This window comes from Pseudomonas sp. GW823-FHT02E01, assembly GCF_058797535.1.
In genome coordinates this window covers 295,227-321,242 of sequence record NZ_JBXAJS010000004.1, presented here as the reverse complement: position 1 = coordinate 321,242, position 26,016 = coordinate 295,227, and the positions used below count along the sequence as shown (strand labels likewise).

18 protein-coding genes are annotated in these 26,016 nt (G+C 61.1%); 13 read left to right on the top strand and 5 right to left on the bottom strand.

The window, feature by feature from the left end:
• Positions 1–4: 4 nt before the first annotated feature.
• The 4 genes from hslV to AC1RDQ_RS11625 all read right to left on the bottom strand — a co-directional run bounded on the left by hslV (position 5) and on the right by AC1RDQ_RS11625 (position 5,729).
• Positions 5–535, bottom strand: a complete 531-nt coding sequence (hslV, locus tag AC1RDQ_RS11640; protein ID WP_007975582.1) for an ATP-dependent protease subunit HslV — start codon at positions 533–535, stop codon at positions 5–7.
• A gap of 286 nt (positions 536–821) precedes the next feature.
• A complete protein-coding gene (locus AC1RDQ_RS11635; RefSeq protein ID WP_057712359.1) occupies positions 822–1,535 on the bottom strand; it encodes an SPOR domain-containing protein in 714 nt (237 codons plus the stop codon).
• Between the two features lies 1 nt (position 1,536).
• Positions 1,537–3,273 carry an arginine--tRNA ligase gene (gene argS / locus AC1RDQ_RS11630; RefSeq protein WP_102672218.1) on the bottom strand — a complete coding sequence of 579 codons (1,737 nt, stop codon included), beginning with the start codon at positions 3,271–3,273 and terminating at the stop codon, positions 1,537–1,539.
• A gap of 236 nt (positions 3,274–3,509) precedes the next feature.
• Positions 3,510–5,729: a primosomal protein N' gene (locus AC1RDQ_RS11625; RefSeq protein ID WP_492587321.1), complete on the bottom strand. Its 2,220-nt coding sequence runs from the start codon at positions 5,727–5,729 to the stop codon at positions 3,510–3,512.
• Between the two features lie 289 nt (positions 5,730–6,018).
• On the opposite strand from AC1RDQ_RS11625, the gene rpmE reads away from it, so the two are divergent.
• The 3 genes from rpmE to AC1RDQ_RS11610 all read left to right on the top strand — a co-directional run bounded on the left by rpmE (position 6,019) and on the right by AC1RDQ_RS11610 (position 8,513).
• Positions 6,019–6,237, top strand: a complete 219-nt coding sequence (gene rpmE / locus AC1RDQ_RS11620) for a 50S ribosomal protein L31 (protein ID WP_008047849.1) — start codon at positions 6,019–6,021, stop codon at positions 6,235–6,237.
• A 35-nt stretch (positions 6,238–6,272) separates the two neighbouring features.
• Entirely contained in the window at positions 6,273–7,061 is a 789-nt protein-coding gene (locus AC1RDQ_RS11615) for a thermonuclease family protein (protein WP_057712357.1), read from the top strand.
• Positions 7,062–7,244: 183 nt separating this feature from the next.
• Positions 7,245–8,513 carry a malic enzyme-like NAD(P)-binding protein gene (locus AC1RDQ_RS11610; RefSeq protein WP_008047852.1) on the top strand — a complete coding sequence of 423 codons (1,269 nt, stop codon included), beginning with the start codon at positions 7,245–7,247 and terminating at the stop codon, positions 8,511–8,513.
• A gap of 230 nt (positions 8,514–8,743) precedes the next feature.
• On the opposite strand, the gene AC1RDQ_RS11605 is transcribed toward AC1RDQ_RS11610, so the two are convergent.
• Entirely contained in the window at positions 8,744–11,182 is a 2,439-nt protein-coding gene (locus tag AC1RDQ_RS11605) for a penicillin-binding protein 1A (RefSeq protein WP_492587502.1), read from the bottom strand.
• A 218-nt stretch (positions 11,183–11,400) separates the two neighbouring features.
• Here AC1RDQ_RS11605 and AC1RDQ_RS11600 point away from each other — a divergent pair, with 218 nt between their 5' ends.
• The 10 genes from AC1RDQ_RS11600 (at position 11,401) to AC1RDQ_RS11555 (ending at position 25,882) form a co-directional block, all read left to right on the top strand.
• Entirely contained in the window at positions 11,401–12,465 is a 1,065-nt protein-coding gene (locus AC1RDQ_RS11600; protein ID WP_349734660.1) for a pilus assembly protein PilM, read from the top strand.
• Positions 12,465–13,031 (top strand): PilN domain-containing protein, encoded by a 567-nt coding sequence (locus tag AC1RDQ_RS11595; protein ID WP_349734658.1) that lies wholly within the window; start codon positions 12,465–12,467, stop codon positions 13,029–13,031. The genes AC1RDQ_RS11600 and AC1RDQ_RS11595 overlap by 1 nt, the downstream gene beginning before the upstream one ends.
• Positions 13,028–13,651, top strand: coding sequence for a type IV pilus inner membrane component PilO (locus AC1RDQ_RS11590; protein ID WP_349734656.1), 624 nt, complete (start codon positions 13,028–13,030; stop codon positions 13,649–13,651). Before AC1RDQ_RS11595 ends, AC1RDQ_RS11590 begins: the two co-directional genes overlap by 4 nt.
• Positions 13,648–14,175, top strand: coding sequence for a pilus assembly protein PilP (locus AC1RDQ_RS11585; protein WP_349734655.1), 528 nt, complete (start codon positions 13,648–13,650; stop codon positions 14,173–14,175). Before AC1RDQ_RS11590 ends, AC1RDQ_RS11585 begins: the two co-directional genes overlap by 4 nt.
• A gap of 13 nt (positions 14,176–14,188) precedes the next feature.
• Complete coding sequence (locus tag AC1RDQ_RS11580) at positions 14,189–16,258, top strand: type IV pilus secretin PilQ (RefSeq protein WP_492587319.1); 2,070 nt, start codon at positions 14,189–14,191, stop codon at positions 16,256–16,258.
• 4 nt (positions 16,259–16,262) lie between these two features.
• On the top strand, positions 16,263–16,781 hold the full coding sequence (gene aroK, locus AC1RDQ_RS11575; RefSeq protein WP_057712350.1) for a shikimate kinase AroK: 519 nt from the start codon (positions 16,263–16,265) through the stop codon (positions 16,779–16,781).
• A 151-nt stretch (positions 16,782–16,932) separates the two neighbouring features.
• Complete coding sequence (gene aroB, locus AC1RDQ_RS11570; RefSeq protein WP_057712349.1) at positions 16,933–18,033, top strand: 3-dehydroquinate synthase; 1,101 nt, start codon at positions 16,933–16,935, stop codon at positions 18,031–18,033.
• Between the two features lie 10 nt (positions 18,034–18,043).
• Positions 18,044–19,636 (top strand): AAA family ATPase, encoded by a 1,593-nt coding sequence (locus AC1RDQ_RS11565; protein WP_492587317.1) that lies wholly within the window; start codon positions 18,044–18,046, stop codon positions 19,634–19,636.
• Between the two features lie 349 nt (positions 19,637–19,985).
• Positions 19,986–24,431, top strand: a complete 4,446-nt coding sequence (gene gltB, locus AC1RDQ_RS11560) for a glutamate synthase large subunit (protein WP_492587315.1) — start codon at positions 19,986–19,988, stop codon at positions 24,429–24,431.
• A 32-nt stretch (positions 24,432–24,463) separates the two neighbouring features.
• Positions 24,464–25,882, top strand: coding sequence for an FAD-dependent oxidoreductase (locus tag AC1RDQ_RS11555; RefSeq protein ID WP_007997363.1), 1,419 nt, complete (start codon positions 24,464–24,466; stop codon positions 25,880–25,882).
• Positions 25,883–26,016: the final 134 nt, after the last annotated feature.

Sequence of the window (26,016 nt, the reverse complement as noted above, 5' to 3'; positions counted from 1 at the left end):
GGGCTTACTCGGCGCAGTCCTGCTCCTCAATGGTCTGGGTGTGGTTGGTGAATACACAGATGTCGCCGGCGATACCGAGGGCGGTTTCGACGATTTCCCGGGCTGACAGGTCGGTCTTTTTCAGCAGCGCGCTGGCCGCGGCCTGGGCGTAGGCGCCACCGGAACCCATGGCGATCAGGCCGTCTTCGGGCTCAACCACATCGCCGTTGCCGGTGATGATCAGGGAGGCGTCCTTGTTGGCGACCGCGAGCATGGCTTCAAGGCGGCTCAGGGAACGGTCGGTGCGCCATTCTTTGGCGAGTTCGACGGCGGCGCGCACCAGGTGACCCTGGTGTTTTTCAAGCTGGCCTTCGAAGCGTTCGAAGAGGGTAAAGGCGTCAGCGGTGGCACCGGCAAAACCGGCGATGACCTGACCGTGGTACAGGCGGCGAACTTTTTTCGCGTTGCCTTTCATCACGGTATTACCAAGGGAAACCTGGCCGTCGCCGCCCATGACGACTTTGCCGTGGCGGCGAACTGAAACGATGGTGGTCAAGGGAAGAGTCTCCACGCAGCGGGGCGAAAATGCCTTATGCCCATTCATATGGGGGTGGTGGAGAGGATTTCAACTGAAGGAAGCGGCGGGGGACGAATGGCGTGCAATAACTGTGGCGAGGGGGCTCGCCCCCGTTCGGTCGCGCAGCGGCCGTAAAACCGGTATCCCGGATTTGTCTGAAGCAACGTGGTGTCCGGGTTTGGGGGCGCTTCGCACCCCAGCGGGGGCAAGCCCCCTCGCCACAGGGGTTGTGGGCGACCTCAAGCAAGGTGCCCACAGGGAGGATTCAGCGGCTCTGGCGTTGTTGTAACAACAAATTGCTGAAGCCTGCGCCCGCCAATTGTTTCTGCGCGGTGGTCAGTTGCTCGCGGTTGCTGAACGGCCCGACCAGAACCCGATACCAGGTTTCGTCTTTCACCGTGCCGGATTCAACCGCCACGGCCTGGCCCAGCAGGATGATCTGCGCCCGCACTTTGTCCGCATCAGTCTCTTTGCGGAACGAGCCAGCCTGCAGGAAAAACTTCGTCACAGGCGCAGCCTTGACCGGTGGTGCAGGAGGCGGAGTAATCCCGGCCAAGGCAGCCTGGGCCCGTGCGGTGTCGATCTTCGCCGCTTCGGCCGGGGTGACCGGCGTGGTCGGGATGGCAGGCACTTGCGGCGTCGGCAGGGTTTTTTCCGGCACGGCATCCGGCGGCACGATGACTTCCGATTCCGGCAGCAAGGTGTAGAAGTCGTACTTCGGCTTCACCGGTTGCGTCGGGCTCGGCGGGGTCTTGTTGGCCTCGGCGATCTTGCTGGCTTTCTGCTGTTGCTGTTGCTCAACCTTTTCACGCTTGACCGTGTCGCTGCCCTTGCCCGGCTCCAGTTTCATCAAGAACACAAGGAACGCACCGACGGTGAGGCCGATGACCATCCACAACCAACCCGGAATCGGTTGCTTTGCAGGAGCTTGGTAACGGCTGGCGCCACGCTTGGGTGCAGGTTTTTTCTTGGCAGCCAACTTACATACGCTCCAGAGTTTCCAGGCCCAAGAGTTCCAGGCCTTGCTTGAGGGTGCGTCCGGTCAGCGCGGCGAGGCGCAGGCGGCTCTGCATTTGTGCCGGGGTATCGGCGGCGAGGATCGGGCAGTTCTCGTAGAAGCTGGAGAACAGGCCGGCGACGTCGTACAGGTAAGTGCAAAGGATGTGCGGGGTGCCTTTTTCGGACACGTTGTTCAGGATTTCGCCAAACTGCGCGAGCTTCGCCGCGAGTTCATGCTCGTGTGCCGCTTCGAGGACGATCTGGCCTTCGACTTCGCTGAAGTCCTTGCCGAGCTTGCGGAACACGCCGGCCACGCGGGTGTAGGCGTACAGCAGGTACGGCGCGGTGTTGCCTTCGAAGTTGAGCATCAGGTCGAAGTTGAAGCTGTAGTCACTGGTGCGGTGCTTGGACAGGTCGGCGTACTTCACTGCGCCGATGCCCACGACCTTGGCGATGTTGCGCAGCTCGGCTTCGGCCAGCTCCGGGTTCTTGTCCTTGACCAGGGTGTAGGCGCGTTCCTGGGCTTCGGTCAGCAGGTCGATCAGCTTCACGGTACCGCCATCACGGGTTTTGAACGGACGACCGTCCGCGCCGTTCATGGTGCCGAAGCCCATGTGTTCCATTTCCATCGGATGGGTCACGAAACCGGCCTTGCGCGCCACGGCGAACACTTGCTGGAAGTGCAGGGCCTGACGCTGGTCGACGAAGTACAGCGCACGATCGGCCTTGAGCTTGCCGCTACGGTAGCGCACGGCCGCCAGGTCGGTGGTGGCGTAGAGGTAGCCGCCGTCAGCCTTGACGATGATCACCGGCAGTGGGTCGCCGTCGGCGTTCTTGAACTCGTCGAGGAACACGCACTGGGCGCCGTTGCTCTCGACCAGCATGCCTGCGGCCTTCAAGTCGTTGACCACGTTGATCAGGTCGTCGTTGTAGGCGCTTTCGCCCATCACGTCGGCCATGGTCAGTTTAACGTTGAGCAGTTCGTAGATCTTCTGGCAGTGGGACAGCGAGATGTCCTTGAACTTGGTCCACAGGGCCAGGCAATCGGCGTCGCCGGCCTGCAACTTGACCACCAGGCCACGGGCACGGTCGGCGAACTCTTCGGATTCGTCGAAGCGTTGCTTGGCGGCACGGTAGAAGTTTTCCAGGTCCGACAGCTCGTCGCTGGTGATCGGGTTTTCCTGCAGGTAAGCCATCAGCATGCCGAACTGGGTGCCCCAGTCGCCGACGTGGTTCTGACGGATCACGGTGTCGCCGAGGAACTCCAGCACGCGGGCCACGCCGTCGCCGATGATGGTCGAGCGCAGGTGACCGACGTGCATCTCCTTGGCCAGGTTCGGCGCCGACAGGTCGACCACGGTGCGCTGCACCGGGCCGGCCTTGCGCACGCCGATGTGGGTGTCGGCCAGGGCCGCGTCCAGGCGTGCGGCCAGGGCGTCGGTGTTCTGGAAGAAGTTCAGGAAGCCCGGGCCGGCGATTTCGGTCTTGGCGACATTTTCGTCAGCCGGCAGGGCGGCGATGATTTTTTCCGCCAGGTCGCGGGGCTTCATGCCGGCGGGCTTGGCCAGCATCATGGCGATGTTGCTGGCGAAATCGCCGTTCTTCTTGTCGCGGGAGTTTTCCACCTGGATCGCCGGCGACAGGCCTTCAGGCAACACACCTTCGTTGACGAGTTGGGTGATGGCTTGTTGGATCAGCTGGCGAATGGTGTCTTTCATGGTCTTCTCTTTCGACCGCAGGCGCGGCGGCGCATCATGCGCTGGTGGAAAAACTGGGCATTATCCGTTGCGAAGACGGGCTTGCCAACCTTAGCAGGCAGGATGTGGATGTGTGGTGACAATTAGGGCCCCATCGCGAGCAAGCTCGCTCCCACAGGTTTTGAGGTGGATACAAAATTTAGTTCCACCCGAGAACCACTGTGGGAGCGGGCTTGCTCGCGAAAGCGATCTCAAAATCAATATAGATCTACGGGGTCGACATCCAAGGACCAACGCACCGCCCGCCCGCTCGGCATCTGCTCCAGCACCAGCAACCAACTGGCCAGCAATCGATGCAAGGGTGCTCGCGCCGTAGCCTGTACCAACAGTTGCGCACGGTAACGCCCGGCCCGGCGCTCCATCGGTGCCGGGACCGGTCCCAATAACTCGATCCCGGTCAGATTCTGCTCGGCCAGCAAACGCTCCGCCTCGCTGCAAGCCTCATCCAGGAAGCCTTCGGCCTGACCCGGTTTATGCGCCTCGGCCCGCAGCAGCGCCAGGTGCGCAAACGGCGGCAGACCGGCCGCGCGGCGTTCGCTCAAGGCCTGTTCGGCAAAGGCGAAATAGCCTTGCTCGGTCAATTGCACCAGCAGCGGATGGTCGGCCAGGTGCGTCTGGATAATCACCTTGCCCGGCTCTTCGGCGCGACCTGCGCGGCCGGCGACCTGCACGATCAATTGAGCCATGCGCTCGCTGGCGCGGAAGTCGCCGGAGAACAGGCCGCCGTCGGCGTCGAGGATCGACACCAGCGTCACCCGTGGAAAGTGGTGACCTTTGGCAAGCATCTGCGTGCCGATCAGGATGCACGGCTGGCCTTTTTGAATGGTCGCGAACAACTGGTTCATCGCATCCTTGCGCGATGTGCTGTCGCGGTCGACCCGCAGCACCGGATAGTCCGGGAACAGAATCGCCAGGCGCTCCTCGGCCCGTTCGGTGCCGGCGCCAACGGGGCGCAGATCGACCTTGTTGCACTTCGGGCACTGGCGCGGCACGTGTTCGACGTAGCCGCAATGGTGGCAGCGCAACTCGCCGTAACGCTGGTGCACGGTCATTCGCGCGTCACAGCGCTGGCACTCGGACATCCAGCCACAGTCATGACACAGCAGGGTCGGGGCGAAGCCGCGGCGGTTGAGGAACACCAGGACTTGCTGTCCGGCGGCCAGAGTCTGGCCGATGGCTTGTTGCATCGGCCCGGAAATGCCGCTGTCCAGCGGGCGGCTTTTCACGTCCAGACGCAGGAAGCGCGGCTGTTTGGCGCCGCCGGCTCGCTCGTTCAAGCGCAGTAGCCCGTAGCGGCCGGTGTAGGCGTTGTGCAGGCTTTCCAGCGAAGGGGTGGCGGAACCGAGGACAATCGGGATGTTTTCCTGTCGCGCCCGCACCAATGCCAGATCACGGGCGTGGTAGCGCAAACCTTCCTGCTGTTTATAGGAGCCGTCGTGCTCTTCGTCGATGATGATCAGGCCGGGGTTCTTCATCGGTGTGAACAGGGCCGAGCGGGTGCCGATAATGATGTCGGCCTCACCGTCCCGCGCGGCCAGCCAGGCCTCGAGGCGTTCGCGGTCATTGACCGCCGAATGGATCAGCGCGATACGGGCATTGAAACGCTGTTCGAAGCGCGCCAGGGTCTGCGGGCCGAGGTTGATTTCCGGGATCAGCACCAGCGCCTGCTTGCCGGCCTCGAGGGTTTCGCGGATCAACTGCAGATAGACTTCGGTCTTGCCGCTGCCGGTGACGCCGGCCAGCAGGAACGCGTGATAACTGTCGAAGCCGGCGCGAATCGCCTCATAGGCGGCGCGCTGCTCCGGGTTTAGGGGGAGTTCCGGTTGCGCCAGCCAGTGTTCGTGGCGTGCGCCCGGGGCGTGCCGGCGGATCTCGATCTGCACCAGGTCCTTGGCTAGCAGCAAATCCAGGCTGTCCTTGCTCAGCATCAGTTTGCTCAGCAATTGATGGGCGACGCCATGGGGATGTTGGGCCAGCGTGGCCAGGGCTTCACGCTGGCGCGGGGCGCGGGCGATGCGCGGATCGTCGAGGCTGGCCCCAGGGGCGGCGGACCAGAAGCGCTCCTGGCGTGCTTCGGCTAATTCACCCTGGCGCAGTAAAACCGGCAGCGCCCAGCTCAAGGTGTCGCCGAGGCTGTGCTGGTAATACTGGGATGTCCACAGGCACAGCTTGAACAGCGCGGGCGGCAGCGGTGGCGTAGCGTCGAGCAGGGCCAGGGCCGGCTTGAGTTTCTCGACCGGCACTTCGCTGGTGTCGGTGACTTCTACCAGAATACCGATCATCTCCCGTCGGCCGAACGGTACCCGCAGGCGCATGCCGGGGTGCAACTGGGCGCGCAGGACGCCAGCCGGAGCGCGGTAGTCGAACAGGCGGCGCAGCGGCGAAGGCAGGGCGAGGCGCAAAATGGCGTCGGGCACGCGGGGGATCTCGATCAGCGGAAGATAAAAGCGGGGTTGCATGTCCCCCTGTGGGAGCGAGCTTGCTCGCGATAGCGCCGTGTCAGGCAACGCATATGCCGAATGACACACCCTCATCGCGAGCAAGCTCGCTCCCACAGGGATCGCGTATTGGGCCGGGAGCCTAGCAGACGGTCGGTCTCAGGGACAGCTTGCGTGATTGGCATTGTCTGGTAGAATCCGCGGCCTAATTACGTGCGGTATTCAACAATAGTGTTGGGTGGCGGCACGCTAGCCTGAGGAAGACACCATGAAAGCTGATATCCATCCAGAATACCCAGCAGTTGCTGTTACCTGCAGCTGCGGCAACAAGTTCGAAACCCGTTCGACCTTCGGCAAAGCCCTGGCGATCGACGTTTGCAACGAATGCCACCCGTTCTACACCGGTAAGCAGAAGACTCTGGACACTGGCGGCCGCGTACAGCGCTTCGCCGACCGTTTCGGTGCTTTCGGCGCGAAAAAGGCCTAAGGCCAATCAACTTGGGAAGCCGTTCCGGTTTTTCCATGCTGATGAAAAAGGCGTCCCTCGCGGGCGCCTTTTTTATGTCCGCGATTTGGCTATCCGGCGCCCAGGCATTTTGCCCGGCACCCAGCGGCCTGGCGCCCGTCGCGGTGCAGCGGGTGGTGGACGGCGACACCCTGCGCCTGAGCGATGGCCGCAGTGTGCGCATGATCGGCTTGAATACGCCGGAGCTTGGCAAGAATGGCCGTTCCGACGAACCGTTCGCCGTGGTCGCGCGCAAGCGACTCGAAGCCCTGGTGGCGGCTAGCGACGGGCAGGTTGATTTGCTGCCTGGCAAAGAAGGCAAGGACCATTACGGCCGCACCCTGGCTCATGTCTACGGTGCCAATGGCGTCAACCTCGAAGCGCAAATGCTCGCCGAAGGCCTGGGTTTTCAGGTGGCCGTGGCGCCAAATGTCGATCTGGTCGCCTGTCAGCAAGCTGCAGAAACCAGCGCTCGACAGGCCGGGCTCGGTGTGTGGCGCCAGTCGCCTGTACTGAAGGCGGAGCAGATCAGCACTTCCGGTTTCGCCGTGCTCAGCGGTCGTGTGAGCAAGGTTCAACGCAATCGTGGCGGGGTTTGGATCGAGTTACAGGATTCGGTTGTATTGCGCGTTGCACCCAATCTGCTGGGGCGGTTTGATACGGCCTTGCTGGAAAGGCTCGAAGGCAAGCAGATCGAGGCGCGCGGTTGGGTGCTGGATCGTTCGCGACGTGGCGGACTGAAAGAAGGTCAGGCGCGCTGGATGTTGCCCTTGACCGACCCGGCGATGTTTCAAGTCGTGCAGTGATAAAAAATTGTAGACATTTTTTGCGCTGATTGTGAACAGTCTAACCCTTGTCTGCCGTGGCTCTTGGCCCAAAGTCGTAGGGCCGGGCGCTTGACAGGGGTGACCAGTCAGTCTTGTGGGGACTTTGCGAGGCGCGTATCCTCGCTGACCAGTCTGTCCAACAGTAAAAAGCGGAATGCCAAAATGTCTGATCTGAAAACTGCCGCTCTCGAATATCACGCCAATCCTCGTCCAGGGAAGCTGAGTGTCGAGCTCACCAAGGCCACTGCTACCGCTCGCGACCTGTCGCTGGCCTACAGCCCGGGCGTAGCCGAACCAGTACGCGAGATCGCCCGCGATCCTGAACTGGCCTACAAGTACACCGGCAAAGGCAACCTGGTTGCAGTCATTTCCGATGGCACCGCGATTCTCGGTCTGGGTAACCTCGGCCCATTGGCTTCCAAGCCAGTGATGGAAGGCAAGGGCGTACTGTTCAAGCGCTTCGCCGGCATCGACGTTTTCGACATCGAAGTCGACTCCGAAAGCCCGCAAGCCTTCATCGACACCGTCAAGCGCATCTCCATCACCTTCGGTGGCATCAACCTGGAAGACATCAAGGCACCAGAGTGCTTTGAAATCGAGCGCGCTCTGATCGAGCAGTGCGATATTCCGGTATTCCACGATGACCAGCACGGCACCGCTATCGTGACCGCCGCCGGCATGATCAACGCCCTGGAAATCGCTGGCAAAACCCTGCCGGAAGCCAAGATCGTCTGCCTGGGTGCCGGCGCTGCCGCCATCTCCTGCATGAAGTTGCTGGTGAGCATGGGCGCCAACATCGAAAACATCTACATGGTCGACCGCACCGGCGTGATCCACTCCGGCCGTGACGACCTGAACCAGTACAAGGCTGTGTTCGCTCACGCGACCGACAAGCGCACCCTGGCTGACGCCCTGCAAGGCGCCGATGTGTTCGTTGGTCTGTCCGGCCCGAACCTGCTGAGTGCTGAAGGCCTGCTGTCGATGGCGCCTAACCCGATCGTGTTCGCCTGCTCGAACCCTGATCCGGAAATCTCCCCGGAGCTGGCGCACGCTACCCGTAGCGACGTGATCATGGCCACCGGTCGTTCCGACTACCCGAACCAGGTCAACAACGTACTGGGCTTCCCGTTCATCTTCCGCGGTGCCCTGGACGTTCGCGCCAAGCGCATCAACGAAGAAATGAAAGTGGCTGCGGCCAACGCCCTGCGTGAACTGGCCAAGCTGCCGGTACCTCAGGAAGTGTGCGACGCCTACGGCGGCATCAAGCTGGAATTCGGTCGTGAGTACATCATTCCGAAGCCAATGGATGCCCGTCTGATCACCCTGATCTCCGATGCCGTGGCCAAAGCTGCCATCGAGACCGGCGTGGCGACCCTGCCGTATCCGAAGAACTACCCGCTCAAAAGCGTGGATGACGTGTTCAACGGCTAAGCCGTTGTAGCGCTTCAACGAAAAGCCCCGGCTTGTGAGAGTCGGGGCTTTTTTGTGCCTGAAGGTTTTGTGGGGTTTCTGATGGCCCCTTCGCGAGCAAGCCCGCTCCCACATTGGAATGCGTACCCCTGTGGGAGCGAGCTTGCTCGCGATGGCGATATGACAGGAAACCCGGATGCAAAAAAGCCCCGCCTTCTACAGAAGAGCGGGGCTTTATGTTGGTCCTGCAATCAGAACAAATCGATCGGCGCCGCTTCATCCGCCGGCAGCGGGCTGCCAGGTGCCAGACCGTTGCCCAGCTCGTTCCCGGACGGTGGCGTATCTTCGACCTTGAACAGTTCAAAGTAGGCCCCCGGGGTGCCCGGGCTGGCCGCGCGACCGCTGATCGGATCGACTCGCAGGCTGAGGATGCCTTCGGGCTCCGGTTGAGTATGTGGTGGTTTGCCTTTGAGCGCGGCGCCCATGTAGTTCATCCAGATCGGCAGCGCGACGGTGCCGCCGAATTCCTTGCGACCCAGGCTTTCCGGTTGATCGAAGCCGGTCCACACGGTCGTCACGTAATCGGCGTTGTAGCCGGAGAACCAGGCGTCCTTGGATTCGTTGGTCGTACCGGTCTTGCCGGCAATGTCAGGGCGGCCCAGGGCGAGCGCGCGGCGACCGGTGCCGAGCTTGATCACATCCTCAAGCATGCTGTTGAGGATGTACGTGGTGCGCCCATCAACGATGCGTTCGGCCACGGCGGGTGCTTGTGGTGTCGGCGTAGTGCCCGGTACCTCGCCCGGCGTTGCGTTGACCGTGAAGGCTTGGGCGGCTGGCACGGCAATGCCATCGCTGGCAGCGCCGCCCTGAGGCACGCTCGGCGGGTTGGCGACGAACAGTGTGTCGCCGTTGCGGCTTTCGATCTTGTCGATGATGTACGGGGTGATCTTGTAGCCGCCGTTGGCGAAGGCGCTCCAGCCGGTGGCGATTTCCATTGGCGTCAGGGTCGCAGTGCCCAGTGCCAGGGACAGGTTGGGTGGCAGGTCCTGTTTGTTGAAGCCGAAGCGCGTGATGTAGTCGATGGTCTTGCCGACGCCCATCGCTTGCAGCAAGCGGATCGACACCAGGTTGCGCGACTTGTACAGCGCTTCACGCAGGCGAATCGGGCCGAGGAAGGTGTTGGTGTCGTTCTTCGGGCGCCAGACCTTGTCCAGGTACTCGTCGACGAACACGATCGGTGCGTCGTTCACCAGGCTGGAGGCGGTGTAGCCGCTATCCAGTGCGGCGGCGTAGACGAACGGTTTGAAGCTCGAGCCCGGCTGGCGCTTGGCCTGCAATGCACGGTTGTAGTTGCTCTGCTCGAAGGCGAAGCCCCCGACCAGCGAACGAATGGCGCCGTTCTGCGGGTCCAGGGACACCAGAGCGCCTTGGGCCTGCGGGATCTGGCTGAACTTCAGCGAATTGTCCGGCTGACGCTGCACGCGAATCAGATCGCCGACCTGGGCCACGTCCGAGGGTTGTTTCGGGTTGGCGCCCATGCTGTTGGTGTTCAGGAACGGCCGGGCCCACTTCATGGTGTCCCAGTTCACGTGTTCCTGGCCGGTGCGGGTCAGTACCTGCAGGCCGGTCTTGTCGACCTGGGTCACGATGGCCGGTTCCAGGCCGCTGATGATGCGTTGTTTGGTCAGCTCGGTTGCCCAGGCCTCGCGGGTCTTGCCCGGCAGCCGCGACTCTGGCCCGCGATAGCCGTGACGCTGGTCGTAGGTCATCAGGCCTTCGTGGACCGCGGTGTTGGCCAGCTCCTGGAGGTCGCTCGGTACCGTGGTCGTGACGCGGAAGCCTTCGGTATACGCGTCGCTACCGTAACGCCCGACCATTTCGGCACGGGCCATTTCGGCGATGTACGGGGCGTTCACTTCCGGGGTCGGCACGTGATAGCTGGCGTTCAGTGGCTCGTTGACTGCAGCGGTGTAGTCGGCCTCGCTGATTTTTCCGAGCTTGTACATGCGCCCCAGGATCCAGTCGCGACGCTCCTTGCTGCGCGCCGGGTTGGCCAGCGGGTTGAAGCGCGACGGCGCCTTGGGCAGGCCGGCGATCATCGCCATCTGCGCCAGGCTGACATCGCGGATCGATTTGCCGTAATAGACCTGCGCCGCCGCCTCGATGCCGTAGGCGCGGTTACCCAGATAGATCTTGTTGACGTACAGCTCGAGGATCTCGTCCTTGGTCAGCTGCTGTTCGATCTGCAGGGCCAGCAGGATCTCGGTGGTCTTGCGTGAAAAGCTGCGTTCGCTGGTCAGGAAGAAGTTCTTCGCCACCTGCATGGTGATCGTGCTGCCGCCGGACTGGATGTGTCCGCTTTTGACCAGTTGGGTCGCGGCACGCATCAGGCTGCTCGGATCGACGCCGTAGTGGTTGGCGAAATTGTCGTCTTCAGCACTTAGTAACGCATTGATGAAATTGGGGGGAATGTCGGCGAAACGGATCGGTGTACGGCGCATTTCGCCAAATTCTGCGATCAACTTGTTATCGCTGCTGTAGACCCGCAAAGGGATCTGCAACTGGATGCTTCTCAGCGCCTCCACGGACGGTAGTCCGGGACTAAGGTAAAGGTACGCCCCGCTCAGACCCAGAAGGAGTCCGCAGAAAACCGCGACGATGGACCAACCGAAAAACTTCAGCAGACGAATCAAGGCTTTTGGATATCCAGGGTAAAAAATGAATTGGGCAACAGGGTTCAGGCTAAACGAGAACGACCCGCGCTTGAGCAAAAAGCGGAAAAAAACGCTGGGCATTATAAGCATTTTTCTGATCGGGAGCGTGGCTGGCGCTGCTGTCAAGACGGGTGGATTGAACGCAATGGACATTGCAGAGTCCGTAACTCACGGAAAGTCATAGGGAATTGGTAGTGCCAGGACTCTTCAAGAAAAAATCCAATACGCTGCTGGGAATCGACATCAGTTCCACCTCGGTGAAACTTCTTGAGTTGAGCCGTCAGGGTGAGCGCTACCGGGTCGAGGCCTATGCGGTCGAACCATTGCCGGTCGGCGCGGTGATCGAAAAGAATATCGCCGAGCTCGAAGGTGTGGGGCTGGCCCTCACTCGCGCGCTGGCCAAGGCCAGAACCGCCCTCAAGAACGTGGCCGTGGCCGTGGCGGGCTCAGCGGTGATCACCAAGACCATCGAGATGGATGCCGGTCTTTGCGAAGACGAAATGGAAAGCCAGCTGAAAATCGAGGCTGACCAGTACATTCCTTATCCCCTGGACGAAGTCGCGATCGACTTTGAAGTCCAGGGCACCTCCGGGCGTAATCCCGAGCGCGTCAACGTGCTGCTCGCCGCTTGTCGCAAGGAAAACGTCGAAGTCCGCGAGGCCGCCCTGGCCCTGGCGGGGCTGACCGCCCGCGTGGTCGATGTCGAGGCCTACGCGCTGGAGCGTTCATTCGAACTTCTGGCCAGTCGACTCGCGGTTTCCGAGAAACCTTTGACGGTCGCAGTGGTGGACATCGGCGCCACCATGACCACCCTGAGCGTGCTGCACAACGGGCGGATTATCTACACCCGCGAACAACTGTTCGGCGGTCGGCAACTGACCGAGGAAATCCAGCGTCGCTACGGCCTGACGCTGGAGCAGGCGGGGCTGGCGCAAAAGAAGGGCGGGTTGCCGGATGACTATGCCGCTGAGGTCTTGCAGCCATTTCGAGAGGCGCTGGTGCAGCAGGTGTCGCGCTCGTTGCACTTCTTCCTTGCTTCCGGCCAGTACAGCGCCGTCGACCATGTCCTGCTGGCCGGCGGTACGGCGTCGATCTCGGGGCTGGACCGTTTGATCGAGCAGCAATTGGGTACGCCGACCCAGGTCGCGAACCCGTTTTGCGAAATGACTCTGGGCAGCAAGGTCAATGGCGCTGCCTTGGCTAGTGATGCGCCGGCGTTGATGATCGCCTGCGGTCTGGCCCTCAGGAGCTTCGACTGATGGCACGGATCAACCTTTTACCCTGGCGCGAGGAGCGACGTGAAGTCCGCCGCAAGCGCTTCCTGCTGGTCCTGGTGGCGGCAATGGTGGGCGCGATGGGGGCGGTGCTGGTTGCGAACCAGGTCATTAGCGGTGCCATCGACCAGCAAGTCGCCCGTAACGATTACATCGGCAAGCAAGTCGCCGTGGTCGATGATCGAATCAGCCAGATCAATGATCTCAAGGCGCGCCGTCAGCAATTGGTCGAGCGCATGGCTGTCATCCAGGGCCTGCAAGGCAATCGCCAAATCAGCGGGCGAATATTTGACCAGTTGGCGCGAGCCCTGCCCGACGGCGTGTATTTCACCGAAGTGAAAATGACCGCAAAGACCTTGTCCATCACCGGTGCCGCGCAATCCAACAACCGCGTTTCAGAATTGATGCGCAACCTCGAGGCATCAGACTGGTTCGAGGCGCCGAGCCTGAGCGAAGTCAAGGCCACGGCTGCCGGCCAGTTGGAGCAGGCAAACGTCTTCCAGTTGACCGTCCGCCAGACTCAACCCGCAACACCGGAGGGGGGCAAATGAGTCTGTCCGAATGGTTTGAAGGGGTGCGCAAGATCGACATCAATGATCTGGATACCAGCAACATGGGCGCCTGGCCGCCGGCGATCAAGTGTCTGGTGGCCGCCTTGCTCGTGTTTCTGGTGATGGCCTTTGGCTATAACTTTTCCACCCGCGACCTTGTGAGCCAGCTCGATCTCAAGCGCGAGGAAGAGTCGACACTCAAGGAGCAGTTCGCCAGCAAGGCCCGCATGGCGGCGAACCTGGATCTCTATACCCGGCAGTTGAAAGAGATGGAGAACACCTTCGTCGTGCTGTTGCGGCAACTGCCCAGCGATACCGAAGTGCCCGGCTTGCTCGAAGACATCACGCGTACGGGCCTCGGCAGTGGCCTGGAGTTCGAAGAGATCAAGTTGCTGCCGGAGGTGGCCCAGCCGTTCTACATCGAACTGCCGATCCAGATCACGGTCACCGGGGAATACCACGACCTGGCCACCTTCGTCAGTGGTGTGGCCGGGTTGCCGCGAATCGTTACCTTGCACGATTTCGATCTGGCTCCTGTCAGCCCTGAGGGTGGTCCGAAACTGCGCTTGACCATCCTCGCCAAGACCTACCGCTACAACGACAAGGGACAGCATCAATGAGCCCGGCACGTAGTTTTTCGGTGGTGGTATTGCTGTCTGCCCTGTCCGGTTGTGGCGGGGGGGATGACTACACCGATCTGGACGCGTACATGAACGAAATGCGCCTGCTAGGGCCAGGGAAGATTGAACCAACGCCAGTATTCCAGTCTTACCCTGCATTCACTTACAACGCGGCGAATCTGCGCAGCCCGTTTTCGCCGCAGATCAGCACCGATCTGGCGGCCCGGCGGCGGGGTTCGGGTAACGTCAAGCCCGACCCGGGTCGGGTCAAGCAATACCTCGAAGGCTTCAACATCGAGCAGTTTGAAATGGTCGGCACCCTTTCCAATGCAACGGGCTCCTATGCCCTGCTGCGGGGGGCGGGTGGGGTGCACCGGCTGAAAGTCGGCGATTACCTGGGGCGTAACCACGGACGGATCGTTGCGATCAGTGGCTCTCAAGTCGATATGGTTGAAATTGTCCCCGATGGTCAGGGTGCGTGGCTGGAGCGTCCCCGGACCATCCCTTTGAAAGAGCACTCATAGTGGAACTCCAATAATGAACAGGATTCTTTCCACCGTCGGCCTTTCGCTATGGATAGCGTTGTTGTCGCCGATGGTACAAGCGGCCAATCTCAAGGCGCTGGATGTCGCAGCGCTGCCGGGTGACCGTGTCGAGTTGAAGTTGTCGTTCGATGCGCCGCCCCCGGTGCCCCACGGCTACACGACGGATTCGCCAGCCCGGATTGCCCTGGATTTGCCGGGTGTCGCCAGTCAGCTGGCGAGCAAGACTCACGATCTGGGCAGTGGAAATGCCCGAAGTGCGACGGTGGTGGAAGCCCGGGACCGTACGCGATTGATCATCAACCTGACCCAGCCGGCCCCGTACGACTCGCGAATAGAAGGTAACAATCTGCTGGTTGTTGTCGGGCAGGGAGTCAAACCGTCGATATCCAGGCCGGCGGCGGTAGCAACGCCGGTTCCGGCACGAGCCGTCGCGACGGCGGGCAAGGCCATTCGGGGTGTGGATTTCCAGCGGGGGACCCAGGGCGAAGGCAACGTGGTGATCGACTTGTCGGATCCATCGATTGCGCCCGACATACAAGAGCGCGAAGGCAGGATCATCGTCGGATTTGCCAAGACCTTATTGCCCGAGCGATTGCGCGTGCGCCTGGACGTGAAGGATTTCGCCACGCCCGTGCAGTTCGTCAATGCCAGCGCGAGCGGCGATCGAGCCACCATCAGCATTGAGCCCGGCGGCACGTTCGATTACTCGACCTATCAGACTGACAATAAGCTCACGGTCAGCGTTCGCCCGGCGACGGTCGACGAACTGCAAAAACGCAAAGCCGGGCAACAGGCCTACAGTGGCGAGAAGCTATCGCTGAACTTCCAGGACATCGATGTGCGCTCGGTGCTGCAACTGATCGCCGATTTCACCAACCTCAATCTGGTGGCCAGCGACACGGTCCAGGGGGGAATTACCCTGCGCTTGCAGAACGTGCCGTGGGATCAGGCGCTGGATCTGGTGCTGAAAACCAAGGGGCTGGACAAGCGCAAGGTCGGCAATGTCCTGCTGGTTGCGCCGGCCGATGAAATTGCTGCCCGTGAGCGTCAGGAGCTCGAATCGCAAAAGCAGATTGCCGATCTGGCGCCGTTGCGTCGGGAGCTGTTGCAGGTCAATTACGCCAAGGCGGCGGATATCGCCAAGCTCTTCCAGTCGGTGACCAGTGCCGAAGCGAAACCCGACGAACGGGGATCAATCACCGTCGATGAACGCACCAACAACATCATTGCCTACCAGACCCAGGACCGGCTGGATGAGCTGCGCAGGATCGTCACGCAGCTGGATATCCCTGTGCGTCAGGTGATGATCGAGGCGCGCATTGTCGAAGCCAACGTCGACTATGACAAAAGCCTCGGGGTGCGCTGGGGTGGTTCGATACAGAACAAGGGCAACTGGAACACCTCCGGCGTCAGCAATGGACTCAATGGGTCATCGACCATTGGCACGCCCGGCAGTACCAGCACCAACTCACCGTTCGTCGACATGGGCGTAGCCAACAACACCTCGGGAATCGGCATCGCCTTCATCACCGATAACGTCTTGCTGGACCTGGAGCTGACGGCCATGGAGAAAACCGGCAACGGGGAAATCGTCTCCCAGCCCAAGGTGGTCACGTCCGACAAGGAGACCGCCAAAATCCTTAAGGGCACAGAGATTCCCTATCAGGAAGCCAGCTCCAGCGGCGCGACTTCGGTGTCGTTCAAGGAGGCTTCGCTGTCGCTGGAAGTGACACCGCAGATCACGCCCGACAACCGGATCATCATGGAAGTCAAGGTGACCAAGGACGAACCGGACTACCTGAACAAGGTTCAGGATGTACCCCCCATCAAGAAAAACGAAGTCAACGCCAAGGTCCTGGTCAACGATGGCGAGACCATCGTCATTGGTGGTGTTTTCTCAAATACTCAGAGCAAGGTTGTAGATAAGGTGCCATTTCTTGGCGATGTGCCGTATCTTGGCCGCCTTTTCCGGCGTGATGTGGTTTCGGAGAAAAAATCCGAGCTGTTGGTATTCCTCACTCCGCGTATCATGAATAATCGGGCGATTGCTGTGAGTCATTGATTCTGTGCGAAATTTGATTCTTGTTGGACCGATGGGTGCTGGAAAAAGCACCATCGGCCGGTTGCTGGCCAAAGAGCTGCGCCTGCCATTCAAAGATTCCGATAAGGAAATTGAATTGCGCACGGGCGCCAATATCCCTTGGATCTTCGATAAGGAAGGCGAACCGGGTTTTCGTGATCGCGAGCAGGCAATGATTGCCGAGCTGTGCGATTGCGACGGTGTGGTGCTGGCGACAGGCGGGGGCGCGGTCATGCGCGAAGCCAATCGTCGGGCACTGCATGCCGGTGGGCGGGTGGTTTATCTGCATGCGTCAGTCGAGCAGCAGGTCGGCCGCACGTCCCGCGACCGCAATCGGCCATTGCTGCGCACCGCCGATCCAGCCAAGACCCTGCGGGATCTGCTGGCGATCCGCGATCCGCTTTATCGGGAAATTGCCGACCTGGTGGTCGAAACCGATGAGCGGCCGCCACGAATGGTCGTACTCGACATTCTAGAGCGTCTGCAGCAGTTGCCACCCCGTTAAAGCGCCGCGCGAAATGCGCTATCCTCGGCGTCCCGCCATGACCGTTCGAGGTTGTGGCGGATGGCTACCGAACGGCGTCACACCAGCAGAGGCCGTGGATATTCGTTAACTCAAGGCAGTACGCCTGATTCCATCTTCACTGTGGGGACACATGCAGACACTCAAGGTCGATCTAGGCGAGCGCAGCTACCCGATTCATATTGGCGAAGGTTTGTTGGATCAGCCCGAGCTGCTGGCCCCGCACATTCGCGGACGGCAAGTAGCGATCATCTCCAACGAGACTGTTGCGCCGCTCTATCTCGAGCGTCTGACCCGCAGCCTGGCGCAGTTCTCGGTGATTTCCGTGGTACTGCCCGACGGCGAAGCCTTCAAGACCTGGGAAACCCTGCAACTGATTTTCGATGGTCTGCTGACCGCCCGGCATGACCGCCGCACCACGGTGATCGCCCTTGGCGGCGGTGTGATCGGTGACATGGCCGGCTTTGCCGCCGCCTGCTACCAGCGCGGCGTCGATTTCATCCAGGTTCCGACCACGCTGCTGTCGCAAGTCGACTCCTCGGTGGGCGGCAAGACCGGGATCAACCATCCGCTGGGCAAGAACATGGTCGGCGCCTTCTATCAGCCGAACGTGGTGCTGATCGATACCGCCAGCCTCAATACCCTGCCGGCGCGCGAGCTGTCCGCCGGGCTGGCCGAAGTCATCAAGTACGGGCTGATCTGTGATGAGCCGTTCCTGACCTGGCTCGAAGACAACGTCGATCGCCTGCGCAATCTGGACCAGCAAGCCCTGACCTATGCCATCGAGCGTTCCTGTGCGGCCAAGGCGGCAGTGGTCGGTGCCGATGAGAAAGAGACAGGCGTGCGTGCCACCCTGAACCTGGGCCACACTTTTGGCCACGCCATTGAAACCCACATGGGCTATGGTGTGTGGCTTCATGGTGAGGCTGTGGCTGCTGGCACCGTAATGGCGCTGGAAATGTCCGCGCGCCTCGGCTGGATCAGCGAGCAGGAGCGCGATCGCGGCATTCGTCTGTTCCAGCGTGCGGGGCTGCCGGTCGTTCCGCCAGAAGAAATGACAGAAGCCGATTTCCTCGAACATATGTCCATTGACAAAAAAGTGATCGACGGTCGTTTACGCCTGGTGCTGCTGCGCCACATGGGTGAAGCGGTGGTGACCGACGATTATCCGAAAGAGGTTCTACAGGCCACGCTGGGGGCAGACTACCGCGCCCTGGCTCAGCTTAAAGGTTAATAAGAACACAATGACTAGTTTGCATGCCGACGAGGCCTTCCTCGGCCATTACCAGTTGAGTCATGACCCTTTTGCTCCACGGGTGCCTGGCTTCAAATTTTTCCCGGCCCAGCGCAAACCCGTGCTGGGACAACTGCATCACCTGGCCCGATACAGTCAGTTGCTGCTGGTGGTCACTGGCCCAGAAGGCAGTGGCAAGACCCTGTTGCGTCAGGCTCTGGTCGCCAGCACCAACAAGCAATCGGTACAAAGCGTGGTGGTTTCTGCCCGCGGCGCCGGCGATGCGGCCGGGGTATTGCGTCAGGTGGCCCAGGCGTTGAACGTCGGCCAGGCTGATGCCGACGCTATTCTGGCCCAGGTGGTGCAGCTTGCACTGACCGGGCAGGAAGTCTATCTGCTGGTCGATGACGCCGAACAACTCGACGAGTCCGCCCTTGAGGCTCTGATGATCCTGGCTGCCGGTGCGCCGGAAGGCCGTCCACATGTGTTCCTGTTCGGTGAGACCTCGCTGATTGCTCAGCTTGAGGCTTTGCATCTCGAGGAAGAGCGTTTCCACGTCATCGAGCTGCAGCCCTACACCGAAGAGGAAACCCGCGAATATCTGGAGCAGCGTCTCGAAGGCGCTGGTCGCGGTATCGAACTTTTCACCGCGGATCAGATCTCTGATATTCACGAAAGCTCCGAAGGTTGGCCTGGCAGCATCAATCAGGTCGCCCGCGATGCAATGATCGAAGCCATGATCGCCAGCCGCTCAGCGGTCAAGCGTCCAAAAATGGGGTTCAATATGCCGAAGAAACACGTGTTGGCGATTTCCGCCGTGGTCGTGGTCGCGGTAGCTGCCGCCTGGTTGATTCCAGGTCGCAACAAGGCACCGACCACCGGTGCGCCGGCCAATGAACAGGCGCAACTGCCGCTTGGCCAGGGTCAGCCAACAGCGAATGGCGGCGCTCCGGCCGTAGAATTCGCTGGCAACACGCAACCGATGCCGTTGCCGTTGGTCGGCAACTCGCAACCGGTCATGCGCGGTCCGCTGGCTGAAGCGGCAGGTGGCATTACCGAGGGTGACGACGGCGTGCCGGTTGAAGGCTCCAGCGCCACTCCGCCGACCGTGACCACTACTGCGCCGCCTGTGGGCGTTCCTGCCGGCCCTGCGCCGACACCAGCGGCCAAGCCGACGCCTGCGCCGACTCAGGTCGCCACCGCCAAGCCAGCGCCTGTACCAGCGCCTGCTCCAGTGGCCAAGCCAGCACCAGCCAAGCCAGCCGTTGCCGCGGCCAAGCCTGCCGAGAAACCGGCTCCGGCGGCCAAGGCCGCTGGCGGCACCTGGTACGCCGGACAGGCACCGGGTAACTATGTAGTGCAAATCCTCGGCACCAGCTCCGAAACTGCCGCACAAAGCTTCGTCAAGGAGCAGGGCGGCGAGTACCGTTATTTCAAGAAAGTCCTCAATGGCAAGCCGCTCTACGTGATCACCTACGGCAACTTCGCCAATCGTGATGCAGCCGTTTCCGCCATCAAGGCCTTGCCAGCGAAGGTTCAGGCTGGTAAACCTTGGCCTCGCACTGTCGCCAGCGTCCAACAGGAACTGGCAACAACTCGCTGAAGATTCGGCGGCCTTACCCAGGCCGCCTCTCCAAGCACCTCAAAATTTCTACAAGTGCGCGCAACCTTCCGGGCTGCGTGCCTTGTGGTGTCTGCGTCACAGTAGTCTTTGAGTCGTTGCGGTCAGAATTAAAAAAAGTTTTGACTAGCACAGCAGATCGCTTTAAACCTTTCACAAATGCGACATAGATTTGCGACATTTCGTCGTCAAATTTGTGAGCCTCTGTGTCGGTGTGTACAATGACCTCCCTTTTGCCCCCGCAAAGCTGGCGTACGTTCGGCGCGGTTGGTAAGTGGTTGAATTGAAAAGAAATTTGCTTCGCGAGAAGCAGCCTGGTGAGAAAGTGTCTATGAAAGCAGGTCTGTACCAACCAGATGAATTCAAGGATAACTGCGGTTTCGGCCTGATAGCCCATATGCAGGGCGAGCCCAGTCATACCCTTTTGCAAACGGCCATTGAGGCCCTGACCTGCATGACCCACCGCGGTGGGATTAATGCCGACGGCAAGACCGGTGACGGTTGCGGTCTGCTGATTCAAAAGCCGGACGTGTTCCTGCGTGCCATCGCCCAGGAAACGTTCGGCGTCGTACTGCCCAAGCAATACGCTGTGGGCATGGTTTTCTTCAATCAGGACCCGGTCAAGGCCGAAGCCGCTCGCGAGAACATGAACCGCGAGATCCTGGCCGCCGGTCTGCAACTGGTCGGCTGGCGCAAAGTGCCGATCGACACCAGCGTCCTCGGTCGCCTGGCCCTTGAGCGCCTGCCGCAGATCGAGCAAGTGTTCATCGGTGGTGAAGGCCTGAGCGATCAGGACATGGCCGTCAAGCTGTTCACCTCCCGTCGTCGCTCGTCCGTGGCCAATGCCGCCGACACCGACCACTACGTCTGCAGCTTTTCCCACAAGACCATCATTTACAAAGGCCTGATGATGCCGGCGGACTTGACCGCCTTCTATCCGGACCTGAGCGATGAGCGCCTGCAAACCTCGATTTGCGTGTTCCACCAGCGCTTCTCCACCAACACCTTGCCGAAATGGCCACTGGCTCAACCGTTCCGCTTCCTGGCGCACAACGGCGAGATCAATACCATCACCGGCAACCGCAACTGGGCCGTGGCTCGTCGCACCAAGTTCACCAACGACTTGATGGACCTGGAAGAACTCGGCCCGCTGGTCAACCGCGTCGGTTCCGACTCCTCGAGCATGGACAACATGCTGGAGCTGATGGTCACAGGTGGCATCGACCTGTTCCGTGGCGTGCGGATGATCATTCCGCCTGCGTGGCAGAACGTCGAGACCATGGACCCGGATCTGCGTGCGTTCTACGAATACAACTCGATGCACATGGAACCGTGGGACGGCCCGGCCGGCGTGGTAATGACCGACGGTCGCTACGCGGTGTGCCTGCTCGACCGTAACGGTCTGCGTCCGGCGCGTTGGGTCACCACCAAGAACGGTTTCATCACCCTGGCCTCGGAAATCGGTGTCTGGAACTACCAGCCTGAAGACGTGATCGCCAAGGGCCGTGTGGGCCCGGGCCAGATCTTTGCCGTGGACACCGAAACCGGTCAGATCCTCGACACCGATGCGATCGACAACCGTCTGAAGTCCCGTCACCCGTACAAGCAATGGCTGCGCAAGAATGCCCTGCGCATCCAGGCGACCATGGAAGACAACGACCACGGTTCGGCGTTCTACGACGTCGATCAGCTCAAGCAATACATGAAGATGTACCAGGTCACGTTCGAAGAGCGCGACCAGGTGCTGCGTCCGCTCGGCGAGCAGGGCTACGAAGCCGTGGGCTCGATGGGCGACGATACGCCGATGGCCGTGCTGTCCCAGCGCGTGCGCACGCCGTACGACTATTTCCGCCAGCAGTTCGCGCAGGTCACCAACCCGCCGATCGACCCGCTGCGCGAAGCCATCGTCATGTCGCTGGAAATCTGCCTCGGTGCCGAGCGCAACATCTTCCAGGAGTCGCCGGAACACGCTTCGCGCGTGATCCTCAGCTCGCCGGTCATTTCCCCGGCCAAGTGGCGCTCGCTGATGAATCTCGATCGTCCGGGCTTCGAGCGGGCGATCATCGACCTCAACTACGACGAAAGCGTCGGTCTGGAAGCGGCGATCCGCAACGTGGCCGATCAGGCTGAAGAAGCCGTGCGCGCCGGTCGTACCCAGGTTGTGCTGAGTGACCGTCACATCGCCCCGGGCAAGTTGCCGATCCACGCCTCTCTGGCTACCGGCGCGGTGCACCACCGTCTGACCGAAAAAGGCTTGCGTTGCGACTCCAACATCCTGGTGGAAACCGCGACCGCTCGCGATCCGCACCACTTCGCCGTGTTGATCGGTTTCGGCGCCTCTGCCGTTTACCCGTTCCTGGCCTACGAAGTGCTGGGCGACCTGATCCGTACCGGTGAAGTGCTGGGCGACCTCTATGAGGTGTTCAAGAACTACCGTAAAGGCATCACCAAGGGCCTGCTCAAGATCCTGTCGAAGATGGGCATCTCGACCATCACCTCCTATCGCGGAGCACAACTGTTCGAAGCGATCGGCCTGTCCGAGGAAGTCTGCAACCTGAGCTTCAAGGGCGTGCCGAGCCGCATCAAGGGTGCGCGTTTCGTCGACATCGAAGCCGAGCAGAAAGCGCTGGCCACCGAAGCCTGGAGCCCGCGCAAGCCGATCCAGCAGGGTGGTTTGCTGAAGTTCGTCCACGGTGGCGAGTACCACGCCTACAACCCGGACGTGGTCAACACCCTGCAAGCCGCTGTGCAGCAGGGCGACTACAGCAAGTTCAAGGAATACACGTCGCTGGTGGACAACCGTCCGGTGTCGATGATCCGCGACCTGCTGAAAGTCAAAACCCTCGACACTCCCCTGGATATGAGCGAAATCGAACCGCTGGAGTCGGTGCTCAAGCGCTTCGACTCCGCCGGTATCTCGCTGGGCGCCCTGTCGCCGGAAGCTCACGAAGCCCTGGCCGAAGCCATGAACCGCCTCGGTGCGCGTTCCAACTCCGGCGAAGGCGGCGAAGACCCGGCGCGCTACGGCACCATCAAGAGCTCGAAAATCAAGCAGGTGGCGACCGGTCGTTTCGGTGTAACCCCGGAATACCTGGTCAACGCTGAAGTGCTGCAGATCAAGGTTGCCCAAGGCGCCAAGCCAGGCGAGGGCGGTCAACTGCCAGGCGGCAAGGTCAATGGCCTGATCGCCAAGCTGCGTTATGCAGTGCCGGGCGTGACCCTGATTTCGCCGCCGCCGCACCACGACATCTACTCGATCGAAGACTTGTCGCAGCTGATTTTCGACCTGAAACAAGTCAACCCGAAGGCACTGGTCTCGGTGAAACTGGTAGCAGAAGCCGGTGTTGGCACCATTGCCGCCGGTGTGGCCAAGGCCTACGCGGACTTGATCACCATCTCCGGCTACGACGGCGGCACCGGCGCGTCGCCGCTGACCTCGATCAAGTACGCGGGCGCTCCGTGGGAGCTCGGCCTGGCCGAAACCCACCAGACCCTGCGTGGCAACGACCTGCGCGGCAAAGTGCGGGTGCAGACCGACGGCGGCCTGAAAACCGGCCTCGACGTGATCAAGGCGGCAATCCTCGGCGCTGAAAGCTTCGGCTTCGGCACTGCGCCAATGATCGCCCTGGGCTGCAAATACCTGCGCATCTGCCACCTGAACAACTGCGCCACCGGCGTCGCGACCCAGAACGAGAAGCTGCGCAAGGATCACTACATCGGTACCGTCGACATGGTGGTGAATTTCTTCACCTACGTCGCCGAAGAAACCCGTGAGTGGCTGGCCAAGCTGGGTGTGCGCTCCCTCGAAGAGCTGATCGGCCGTACCGATCTGCTGGAAGTCCTCGAAGGCCAGACCGCCAAGCAGCATCACCTGGACCTGACCCCGTTGCTGGGCAGCGACCACGTGCCGGCGGACAAGCCGCAGTTCTGTGGCGTTGAACGCAACCCGCCGTTCGACAAGGGCCTGCTGGCCGAGAAAATGGTCGACATGGCCACCTCGGCGATCAACGACTTGAGCGGCGCTGAATTCGACCTGGATATCTGCAACTGCGACCGTTCCATCGGCGCACGGATCTCCGGCGAAATCGCGCGCAAGCACGGCAACCAGGGCATGGCCAACGCGCCGGTCACGTTCCGCTTCAAAGGCACGGCCGGGCAGAGCTTCGGCGTGTGGAACGCCGGCGGCCTGCACATGTACCTTGAAGGCGATGCCAACGACTACGTCGGCAAGGGCATGACCGGCGGCAAGCTGGTGATCGTTCCGCCGAAGGGCAGTGTCTACCGCACCCAGGACAGTGCCATCATCGGCAACACCTGCCTGTACGGTGCCACTGGCGGCAAGCTGTTTGCCGCCGGCACCGCGGGCGAGCGTTTCGCCGTGCGTAACTCCGGTGCCCACACCGTCGTGGAAGGCACTGGCGATCACTGCTGCGAGTACATGACCGGTGGTTTCGTCTGCGTATTGGGCAAGACCGGTTACAACTTCGGCTCTGGCATGACCGGCGGTTTCGCCTACGTGCTCGACCAGGACAACACCTTCGTTGACCGGGTCAACCACGAACTGGTGGAAATCCAGCGGATCAGCGGCGAGGCGATGGAAGCCTACCGTAGCCACCTGCAACGCGTGCTGAACGAGTACGTCGAGGAAACCGACAGCGAGTGGGGTCGTGAACTCGCCGAGAACCTCGATGATTACCTGCGCCGTTTCTGGTTGGTCAAGCCGAAGGCTGCCAGCTTGAAAACGTTGCTTTCCAGCACCCGTGCCAACCCGCAGTGATATGCGCCTGAAGAGTTTGATGAGGTTTTAAAATGGCTGAACGTCTGAATAATGACTTCCAGTTCATCGAGGTCGGGCGCAAGGATCCGAAGAAGAAACTGTTGCGTCAACGCAAGAAAGAGTTCGTGGAAATCTACGAACCCTTCAAACCCCAGCAGTCGGCCGACCAGGCCCACCGCTGCTTGGGTTGCGGTAACCCGTATTGCGAATGGAAGTGCCCGGTGCACAACTTCATTCCCAACTGGCTGAAACTGGTGGCCGAGGGCAACATCCTCCAGGCCGCCGAACTGTCGCACCAGACCAACACCCTGCCGGAAGTCTGCGGCCGGGTGTGCCCGCAGGACCGTCTGTGCGAGGGTGCCTGCACCCTCAACGACGGCTTCGGTGCGGTGACCATCGGTTCGGTCGAGAAGTACATCACCGACACCGCGTTCGCCATGGGCTGGCGCCCGGACATGTCCAAGGTCAAGCCGACCGGCAAGCGTGTCGCGATCATCGGTGCGGGCCCGGCGGGCCTGGGTTGTGCCGACGTGCTGGTGCGCGGTGGCGTGACCCCGGTGGTGTTCGACAAGAACCCGGAAATCGGCGGTCTGCTGACCTTCGGTATCCCCGAGTTCAAGCTGGAAAAGACCGTGCTGAGCAATCGTCGCGAAGTTTTCAGCGGCATGGGCATCGAGTTCCGCCTCAACACCGAGGTGGGCAAGGACGTGACCATGGAGCAACTGCTCGAAGAATACGATGCCGTATTCATGGGCATGGGCACCTACACCTACATGAAGGGCGGCTTTGCCGGTGAGGACCTGCCGGGCGTTTATGACGCACTGGACTTCCTGATCGCCAACGTCAACCGCAACCTGGGCTTTGAAAAGTCGCCGGAAGATTTCGTCGACATGAAAGGCAAGAAGGTCGTGGTACTGGGCGGTGGCGACACGGCGATGGACTGCAACCGTACTTCGATCCGCCAGGGCGCCAAGTCGGTGACCTGCGCCTATCGTCGTGACGAAGCGAACATGCCGGGCTCGCGCAAAGAGGTGAAGAACGCCAAGGAAGAAGGCGTGAAGTTCCTCTACAACCGCCAGCCGATCGCCATTGTCGGTGAAGACAAGGTCGAAGGCGTGAAGGTGGTCGAGACCCGTCTCGGCGAGCCGGACGCCCGTGGCCGTCGCAGCCCCGAGCCGATCCCGGGCTCCGAAGAGATCATCCCGGCCGACGCCGTGGTTATCGCCTTCGGTTTCCGTCCGAGCCCGGCGCCGTGGTTCGAACAGTTCGAAATCCAGACCGACAGCCAGGGCCGCGTGGTGGCGCCTGAGCAAGGTCAGTACAAGCACCAGACCAGCAATCCGAAAATCTTCGCCGGTGGCGACATGGTTCGCGGTTCTGACCTGGTAGTGACGGCGATCTTCGAAGGCCGCAATGCGGCTGAAGGGATCCTGGATTATCTGGGCGTCTAAAACCCGATTTCAATTTGAAATGGGATCAAATGTGGGAGCGAGCTTGCTCGCGATAGCGGTGGATCAGTTGACAGAAATGTTGAATGTGACACCGCCATCGCGAGCAAGCTCGCTCCCACAGTTGTTTTGTGGTG